The organism is Oscillibacter sp. (assembly GCF_032060045.1).
Taxonomy (GTDB): Bacteria; Bacillota; Clostridia; order Oscillospirales; family Oscillospiraceae; genus Oscillibacter.
This window is the reverse complement of record NZ_DAMBZJ010000031.1, coordinates 27,154-35,919: the sequence shown is the minus strand read 5'-3', so window position 1 is coordinate 35,919 and position 8,766 is coordinate 27,154. Positions and strand designations below refer to the sequence as shown.

The window sequence follows — 8,766 nt, the reverse complement described above, 5'->3', positions numbered from 1 at the left end:
GTAGATCTCGGTGATCTTCGCGTCACGCATCATGCGCTCCACAGGATACTCGCGGGTGTAGCCGTAGCCTCCGAAGAGCTGCACGGCGCGGCGGGTCACATCAGACGCGGTTTCGGCGGCGAACAGCTTGGCCATGGCAGCGTCCATGGAATAATCCTCATGGAGCTGTTTCTTGCAAGCAGCGGCGTACACCAGGTACTGTGCGGCCTGCGTGCGGCAATGCATGTCGGCCAGTTGGAACTGGGTGTTCTGGAACTGGCTCAGCCGTCTGCCGAACTGAACGCGCTCCTTCGTGTACTTCACAGCCTCGTCAATGGCGCCCTCAGCCAGACCCAGCGCCTGGGCAGCGATGCCGATACGGCCTCCGTCCAGTGTCTGCATGGCGATCTTGAAGCCCTTGCCTTCCTTGCCCAGCAGGTTTTCCTTAGGCACGATGCAGTCTTCAAAAATCAGGTCACAGGTAGAGCTGCCGCGAATGCCCATCTTCTTCTCGTGCTTGCCCACAGAGAAGCCGGGGAAGGATTTTTCAATGATGAAGGCGGTGATGCCGTGGTTGCCGGCCTTCTTATCGGTCATGGCGAACACCACAAGGGTGTCAGCCACGGTGCCGTTGGTGATAAAGCACTTGGTGCCGTTAAGTACATAGTGGTCGCCTTCCAGCACGGCCATGGTCTGCTGGCCGGAAGCATCGGTACCTGCGCCGGGCTCGGTCAGGCCGAACGCGCCGATTTTCTTACCGGAAAGCAAGTCGGGTAAATATTTCTTTTTCTGCTCCTCGGTGCCGTGCTCAAAAATAGGAGCGCAGCACAAAGAGGTATGCGCCGAGACAATGACCGCGGTGGTACCGCAGACCTTGGCCAGCTCTTCCACACACATGGCATAGGAGAGAACGTCGCCGCCGGCGCCGCCGTACTCCTTGGGGAAATAAATGCCCATCATGCCCAGTTTGGCCATTTTTTCCACGGTTTCCATGGGGAAACGCTCTTCCTCGTCAACTTCCTCTGCCAAAGGCTTTACTTCAGTTTCGGCAAATTCGCGGTACATCTTACGGAGCATCAACTGCTCGTTCGACAGATGAAAATCCATATTTCTTACTCCTTTTATTGAATTTACTTGGAATAGTCGTAGAAGCCCTTGCCGCTCTTTTTGCCCAGCAGACCGCCACGGACCATCTTGCGCAGAAGCAGCGCGGGACGGTATTTGGAATCACCAGTTTCGTTATACAGTGTCTCCATGATGGCAAGGCACACGTCCAGACCGATGAAATCGCCCAGAGCCAGAGGTCCCATGGGATGGTTCGCACCCAGCATCATGGCCTTGTCGATGTCCTCCACGGAGGCAACGCCGGTTTCCACCAGGCCTGCGGCCTCGTTGATCATGGGGATAAGTACTTTATTGACCACAAAGCCGGGAGCCTCGGCAACTTCAATGGGGTCTTTGCCGATCTCGCGGGTCAGGTTGTAGATGTAATCAAATGTCTCCTGTGCGGTGCTGGCACCACGGATGATCTCCACCAACTTCATGCTGGGGACGGGATTGAAAAAGTGCATACCGATGACGGGGTGCTTCAGTCCGTTGCCCATTTCGGTGATGGACAGAGAAGAGGTGTTGGATGCGAAGATCGTCTCGGGCTTGCACATGGCGTCCAGCTCGTTCAAAAGTTCCTTCTTGGTGGCCATGTCTTCCTTGACACACTCAATGATCAGGTCTGCATCCGCACAAGCGGACTTTTCCTCTACCAGCACGTTTGCCAGAAGTGCGTCCATCGCCTCCTGCGCCATCTTGCCCTTTTCCACGCGCTTTTTCAAAGACGCCGCCAGCTTATCCTTGTGCTTCTGGGCGGAAGCGACCGAACTTGCATACATAAGGGCCGTGTGTCCCTTTGCCGCGAAAACCTGAGCAATACCGCTGCCCATTGTACCTGCGCCAAATACTGCAACTTTCATGTTAAATCCTCCTATTATTTCACATGTTTATGGGATTTATTTCATAAAGGCCGATACGTCAGCCATTTATAAACGGGTCGGGCTTGCGCTTTTCCACAAAGGCGCTCATGGCGTTTTTCTGATCCGCCGTCTCAAAACAAGATCCAAACAACTTTTCTTCCACAAGCATTGCCGCGTCCATCTCTACCTCAAGTCCGTCGTTCACGGCCTTCTTACAGGCACGAACGGCAACCGGGGCGTTTCCAGCAATGCGCCCGGCAAGCTTCTCCGCCTCCGCCATCAGCGTCTCGGCGGGGTAAACGGCCTGTACCAGACCTACGCTCAGCGCCTCAGGCGCTTTGATATTGCGGGCTGTATAGAGCAGCTCCTTCGCTTTTCCCGGACCAATCAGCCGGGCCATACGCTGGGTGCCTCCGAAGCCCGGCGTAATGCCCAGCCCCACTTCCGGCTGTCCAAACACCGCCGTATCCGCGCACAAACGGATGTCGCAGCTCATGGCCAGCTCGCAGCCGCCGCCCAACGCAAAGCCATTTACAGCGGCGACAGTGGGTACGGCAAGGGTTTCAAGCTTCCGGAACACGTCGTTTCCCAGCTTGCCGAAGGCCTCGCCCCCCGCTTTTGTCAGATCGCGCATCTGCGCGATGTCGGCTCCTGCCACAAAGGCCTTCTGACCCGCCCCGGTGACAATTAGACAGCGGACAGACGCCGGGTCGACTCGATCCAGCGCCTCGTTTAACTGGGAAATCACTTCGCCATTCAGTGCATTCAGCGCCTCGGGACGGTTAATGGTCAGAATTGCCACCCCTCCGGCTCGCTTCTCCAAATCTACAAACGCCATATCTTCCCCCTCCAATATTTGTCAAAGGTCAAAGGCACCTGCCCTATGGAACACAGACTTTGCTAAAATACTCACAATGTTCATTATAGTTTCTCCCGCCCCAATTAGCAACCCCAATCGGAGAAGAAATCTAACAAATCTTGCTTTTTTACATTTCGTACAAATTCGTTACGCAATTTTATGCGATTGTGTTAAGCAGTTAACAGATGCAAGAAGAGCGTCTTTTTTGCAGGGCTACATTTTCCCATGTATCCCGCATTTACAAGGAAAAAAAAGCATGCTATAATAGCCTGGAATCTAATATTTATGCGCAATTTTGCAGCAGTGCGGCGACAGGAAAAGCAAGGGCCGCCGGCTGTTTTTACAACTGGGAGGATGTATCCTGATGCGAATGAGAAAGAAAAAAAATCTGGTTCCCCGCATGGAGCGGTGCGCGGCGCTGTTGATTTCCGACCCCTATTCCATGCGCGGACATTGGCAGACGCTAAAGCCGGACGCGCGGGAGCTGCGGGTGGAGCTGGGCTGCGGCAAGGGACGGTTTACCGCTCAGACCGCCGCCGCAGAGCCGGACGTGCTGTTTGTCGCGGTGGAGGTGGTGCCGGATGCTATGGTGGTCGCCATGGAGCGCTGCCAGACCGAGGGGCTTGAAAACGTCTTCTTTGTAGATGCAAACGCCGACCAGCTCCCCGCCTTTTTTGAGCCCGGCGAGGTGAGCCGCATCTACGTCAATTTCTGCGACCCGTGGCCCTCCAGCCGGCACGCCAAGCGCCGCCTGACCCACGGAAATTTTCTCAAACTTTACCGGCGGGTTCTGCGGCAGGACGGGCAGGTGCACTTTAAAACCGATAACGCCCCCCTGTTTGAGTTTTCCGTGGAGGAGTTTCCTCAATTCGGCTTCACCCTTTCGGAGGTGACCCGAAACCTCCACGAAAATGGCCCCGTTGGTGTGATGACGGATTATGAGGAGAAATTCCACGGTCTGGGAACACCCATCAATCGGCTGGTTGCCACCATGGCGGAGTGGTCCGAGCCGGAGCCCTCTCCAACGGACGATACCCAGGTGGACGCAGCATCGGAAGACAGCCCTGCTCTCTGAGGCACAGCCAGTAAAAGCAGCGGCTTTTTTCTTTGGGATAACTGCCGGTTCTTTTATGCGCCAATTTTAAATTGGATAAGGCCCATCATAAGGAAAAAGCGTCAGAAGACAGAAAAAAGACGGACATCCGAAAGCCCCTGTCTAATAAGGATGTTTTCAGTTTTTAAGATTTGCCGTAGGATTTTGAAGTCCTACGGCTTTTCTCTTGCCTTACACTTCGCCCGCAAAGATTCTTTACAGTGGAGAGAAAAAAGAAGTATACGCAGATTGATAAATTGTCTGCCGCTACATACCGCCTTTTCTCCTTGGCTTAGAAAATATCCCTATGACACCGTGGAGTACGCTATCGTACTTCTTTTTCCTATGCTGTCAGTTCATTGAGATTTAAACTGCTCTCTGACTTATGACAAGGCGAAAAGATTTACTCTTACTGCATTGACTATATTGTACTTATGGAATATAATAAATGTATAATATAAAATGGAGGTGTCAAAAATGTCACTAAAATATGGTCTATTAGGTCTCTTAAACTATAATCGGATGACAGGATATGACCTTGACAAAACATTCAAAGATTCACTGTTTCTATTCTGGCAAGCTCAAACAAGTCAAATTTATCGTGAACTAAATGGAATGGAAAAACAGGGATGGCTTACATCAGAAATCGTATTCCAGACAGACAAACCCAATAAAAAGCTCTATTCCATTACGGAGTTAGGGAAACAGGAGTTACAAAACTGGCTTGCAGAAAGCAGCTTAGAAAATGAATTTCAAACACGCAGCACATTTTTGATGAAACTATTCTTTTCCGGCGAGAAAGATATATATGAAAATATAAAGATGCTCAAAGAGTACAGAGCAAAATGCTTAGATGAACTGGCTGATTTAGAAAAAGCCAACAACAACATAGTGCAATACAGTCAGGATGAAAACAGAAATGCTGTCTATTGGCGGCTCACTACTCGCTTTGGAGCATTGCATATAAAAGCTTGCCATGATTTTGCAGAAGAGGCGATTAAGACTTTGGAGGATTTACAATGAATATCCTCGTGTTAAATGGTAGCCCAAAGTCTAAAAACAGCAACACCTTTCAAATTACAACAGCATTCTTAGATGGGATAAATCGCAACCAAAGTAATGCAGTTGAATTAGTGGATATTAGTAAATCTGATATAGGTCATTGTCTCGGCTGCTATGCTTGTTGGACGAAAACTCCTGGGCAGTGCGTAATCCATGACGATATGACAGAACTGATAGAAAAATATATTAACGCTGATTTGGTTATTTGGAGTTTTCCTCTTTATTACTTTGGAATGCCTTCAAAAACCAAGGCGTTCCTTGATCGCTTGCTTCCCACAAATCTCCCTACAATGAATACCTATGAAGATGGAACAAATGGGCATCCATCAAGATATGATTTAACAAAGCAACACCATATTTTAATCTCAACCTGTGGCTTTTACTCGGTAAAAGGTAATTACGATGCACTACTACAACAGTTCGAAATTATGTTTGAGGGCAGGCTTGCAAAAATCATTTGTCCAGAGGGGGAATTGTTTCGTGTTCCGGAGCTATCCTCTCGTATTGAGGAATATCTATCTTATGCTAAAAAAGCCGGTGAGGAATACGCTCTCCATGGGAGCTTTTCGCAGGATATTCAGTACAAATTGAGCGAACTGTTATACCCACCCGAAGTCTTTATTGAGATGGCAAACGCCGATTGGGAGATTGAAGAAATAAACCAAATATCCTCGCTAGATAATAGCACACCTAAAGACAAGTCTCACCCATTTTTGCGGCAAATGGCGGCATTGTATAATTCTGACTTATATATAAAAGATATTGTTTTGGAAATGCATTTTACTGACTTAGGCAAGACCTATCAGCTTTTGCTTGGAAAAGAGAAATGTACAGTTGCAACTGAAAAGTTTGTACCTTACACTACCAGAATCGAAACTACCTTTGAGCTATGGAATGAAATTTCAGAGGGTAAAGTAGATGGCTCTGAGGCGCTTGTGAAACGACGGTATAAGGTTTTGGGCGATTTTGATATTATGATGAAACTGGATGATTTCTTTCGTCCGAAAAAGCCTGTGATAGCTGCACCTATTATTCAGAAAAATTCAAATATGTTACTGCTACTACTCCCGTTTTTGGCTATGTGGATTCTAATGCCTTTTGATTATATTCTCGGTGGAGCAGCGGGGATTTTGGCAAGCGGACTTGTAGCTGTACTTCACTTTTGGTTTGCACCAACGCCATATGAGCGAATCGGTGTATTTTCAGTCACTTTAATTGGACTTCTTGTGCTTATTACTGGCGGAGCAACTTGGCAATTATCTTTGCCGCCGTTTGCATCGGGAATACTTTGGTTGACCTCTTCATTTTTAAGTATCCCGATTACAGCGTACTATTCCTGCAAGGATTATGGTGGAGAACAAGCCTATAAAATTCCGCTTTTCATAAAAACAAATCGCACACTGACAATTATATGGAGTGTAGCATATTTGCTATGGGGCATTGCGGAGCTATACGCTATCAGCCTGTCAAACACAGTCATTTTAGAAATCTCCATATGGGTTGTCACTGGTGCGTTGGGGATATTTACAGCTTGGTTTGCAAAGTGGTATCCTGCCAAAATTGCGGGATATAGCAAAAACAATGAGTAAGCCCAACGCGAGGTAGTTTGATGGAAAAATAACATGGCTTTATTGTCCAATTTGATAGATGCTAAGACGCATTTCGAGGCACTTACCTAAATATGGAGCACGCCAGTCACTTGATTGTGTCTGGCGTGCTCCATATTTAACTACAAACCAGTTGGACTGCAACAATTTCATCTGCAATCATCTGAGCCTGCGTAGAGATACGAATACGCTCCAATATAATATCTTCCGGCAGGGGATATTTTTTCAGATAATCGGTACGGACACGCTCCGCCATTGCAAAAGCGGCATTTTCAAGTTTAGCAGAATGCTCTATCAACTCGCCTGTGAGAAGCAGTTCCCGGTACATACCCGGCTTTTGCTCATGTAGATAGCTTAGACGGAGTCGTCCATATTTTCCCAAGCTATCAAGTTCGGCTTTTCCATCAAGTTCAATATTGGGATACAACAACCCATCAATCTCTGTGCATTCAAATTCAAGCTTTGCCATAAAGTAAATCCTCCAATAAAGATTATTTACAATTCATCGGTAATCGTTCGGCTGTCTGCTAAACAATTATGATTTCGTAAATACTCTTATTGGAGGATTGCTAATGGATGTCCGTCTTCGTGCTTTTAAGGGTAAACTATGCTTTTACGCGGCCTTTTTCGCCATCTCGGTCAGCTGGGTGAAAGCGGCGGCGTCGTTGATCGCCATTTCGGCCAGCATCTTGCGGTTGATGGTCACGCCGGCGGTCTTCAGCCCGTGCATGAACGTGGAATAGTTCATGCCGTTGAGCTTGCAGGCCGCGGAAATGCGGGTGATCCAAAGCTGACGGAAGTCGCGCTTTTTCAGGCGGCGGCCAGTGTAAGCATAGCTCAAGGACTTCATGACCGCCTCATTTGCGATTCTGAAGTGCTTGGACTTGTCGCCCCAATAGCCCTTGGCCAGCTTCATGATTTTATTTCTTCTCTTGCGCGTCATCAGCGCGCCTTTTACTCTTGCCATTTTGAATTGCCTCCTATTCTAACCGTTCAGTATCTTATTTGTAGGGGATCATCTTGCGGATCGCATCCACATTGGTCTGGTCCGCATAGGTGCCGGCGCGGAGGCGGCGAGTGCGCTTGGTGGTCTTCTTGGTGAGGATATGGCTCTTGTATGCATGGGCGCGCTTAACCTTTCCGCTCTTGCTCAGGTTGAATCTTTTCTTCGCGCCACTGTGGGTTTTCAGCTTCGGCATAATTGAAATCTCCTTCCGTGTGTTTAAAGAATCTGTTTATTTACCAGTTTTAGGAGAGAGGAAAATGGACATCATCCTACCCTCCAGTTTGGCGGTCTTGTCTAATGCGGCGGTCTCGGCGCATTGCTCGGCAAACCGGGCCAGCAAGGCTCTGCCAATATCGGTGTGGGCCATCTCGCGTCCGCGGAAACGGACCGATACCTTGACGCGGTTTCCCTCGTCAATGAACTTCTGGGCATTTTTCAGCTTGGTGTTGAAATCCCCGATGTCAATACCGGGAGACATGCGGATTTCCTTGATTTCCACCACGTGCTGATTCTTCCGGGCTTCCTTTTCCCGCTTGCTCTGTTCAAACCGGAATTTTCCATAGTTCATCAGCTTGCACACGCGCGGCTTGGCCTGGGGTGAAATCTTCACCAGGTCCAGACCCTGTTCGTCGGCGATCTTCTGCGCGTCGGCGGAGGGCATGATGCCCAACTGCTCGCCTTCTGCTCCGATCAAACGGATCTCCCTGTCCCGGATCGCCTCGTTCAGTTCATGCTCTACCATGCTAATAGTCCAAGCACCTCCATTCAAAAATCGCAAAAAAACGCGGGCGCCCATCGGGCATCCGCGTAACTCTCCGGACAAACGCCGCTTCCTTAGATCGGAACGCGCCTGTCAACAAACCGCCGTGGGCGGTTTGAGTACGGTGTTAACCTCTGTGCCAATGGCGGGAGGTGGAGCGGATGCACCCGGCTCACTTTATTTTGCCTTGTTATTTTATCAGTGCTGGCCTTATTTGTCAAGCACCAACGTCTTTATTTTAAGATTTTATTTGCCTCTGCATCACACATACATAATTTTTGAGGAAAGCGGAAGACTATTTCTCGTACTCAGCGAACCGAAGGGAGGTGTGCAGTATGGCACAGAACCGTGAGAACAACCAGCAGAACCAGCAGAATCAGAACCAGCAGAACCAGCAGAATCAGAACCAGCAGAACCAGCAGAACCAGCAGAA

General features: G+C 49.0%; 10 protein-coding genes. 3 read left to right on the top strand and 7 right to left on the bottom strand.

Translation table 11 applies throughout. The annotated features are described in order from the left end of the window. The 3 genes from RT018_RS12315 to RT018_RS12305 form a co-directional block, all read right to left on the bottom strand. Nucleotides 1-1,086 (bottom strand): acyl-CoA dehydrogenase (locus RT018_RS12315; protein WP_312942415.1); only part of this gene is annotated, 1,086 nt, incomplete at its 3' end. A 23-nt stretch (nt 1,087-1,109) separates the two neighbouring features. Then, nucleotides 1,110-1,946 carry a 3-hydroxyacyl-CoA dehydrogenase NAD-binding domain-containing protein gene (locus RT018_RS12310; protein WP_312942413.1) on the bottom strand — a complete coding sequence of 279 codons (837 nt, stop codon included), beginning with the start codon at nt 1,944-1,946 and terminating at the stop codon, nt 1,110-1,112. Nucleotides 1,947-2,004: 58 nt separating this feature from the next. Further along, nucleotides 2,005-2,784, bottom strand: coding sequence for an enoyl-CoA hydratase-related protein (locus tag RT018_RS12305; RefSeq protein ID WP_312942411.1), 780 nt, complete (start codon nt 2,782-2,784; stop codon nt 2,005-2,007). A 391-nt stretch (nt 2,785-3,175) separates the two neighbouring features. Here RT018_RS12305 and trmB point away from each other — a divergent pair, with 391 nt between their 5' ends. The 3 genes from trmB (at nt 3,176) to RT018_RS12290 (ending at nt 6,549) form a co-directional block, all read left to right on the top strand. Then, on the top strand, nt 3,176-3,880 hold the full coding sequence (gene trmB, locus RT018_RS12300) for a tRNA (guanosine(46)-N7)-methyltransferase TrmB (RefSeq protein WP_312942410.1): 705 nt from the start codon (nt 3,176-3,178) through the stop codon (nt 3,878-3,880). 495 nt (nt 3,881-4,375) lie between these two features. Beyond that, nucleotides 4,376-4,921, top strand: a complete 546-nt coding sequence (locus RT018_RS12295; protein WP_312942408.1) for a PadR family transcriptional regulator — start codon at nt 4,376-4,378, stop codon at nt 4,919-4,921. After that, entirely contained in the window at nt 4,918-6,549 is a 1,632-nt protein-coding gene (locus tag RT018_RS12290) for an NAD(P)H-dependent oxidoreductase (RefSeq protein ID WP_312942405.1), read from the top strand. The genes RT018_RS12295 and RT018_RS12290 overlap by 4 nt, the downstream gene beginning before the upstream one ends. Nucleotides 6,550-6,685: 136 nt before the next feature. Here the strand turns inward: RT018_RS12290 and RT018_RS12285 are convergent, their stop codons facing one another. The 4 genes from RT018_RS12285 to infC all read right to left on the bottom strand — a co-directional run bounded on the left by RT018_RS12285 (nt 6,686) and on the right by infC (nt 8,315). After that, a complete protein-coding gene (locus tag RT018_RS12285; RefSeq protein WP_312942404.1) occupies nt 6,686-7,036 on the bottom strand; it encodes a TnpV protein in 351 nt (116 codons plus the stop codon). A 144-nt stretch (nt 7,037-7,180) separates the two neighbouring features. Beyond that, on the bottom strand, nt 7,181-7,534 hold the full coding sequence (gene rplT, locus RT018_RS12280) for a 50S ribosomal protein L20 (protein ID WP_312942402.1): 354 nt from the start codon (nt 7,532-7,534) through the stop codon (nt 7,181-7,183). Between the two features lie 34 nt (nt 7,535-7,568). Further along, a complete protein-coding gene (gene rpmI / locus RT018_RS12275) occupies nt 7,569-7,766 on the bottom strand; it encodes a 50S ribosomal protein L35 (protein WP_312942400.1) in 198 nt (65 codons plus the stop codon). Between the two features lie 36 nt (nt 7,767-7,802). Then, the gene (gene infC, locus RT018_RS12270) at nt 7,803-8,315 is read right to left on the bottom strand and encodes a translation initiation factor IF-3 (RefSeq protein ID WP_312942397.1); all 513 of its coding nucleotides are present in this window, start codon (nt 8,313-8,315) and stop codon (nt 7,803-7,805) included. Nucleotides 8,316-8,766 lie beyond the last annotated feature (451 nt).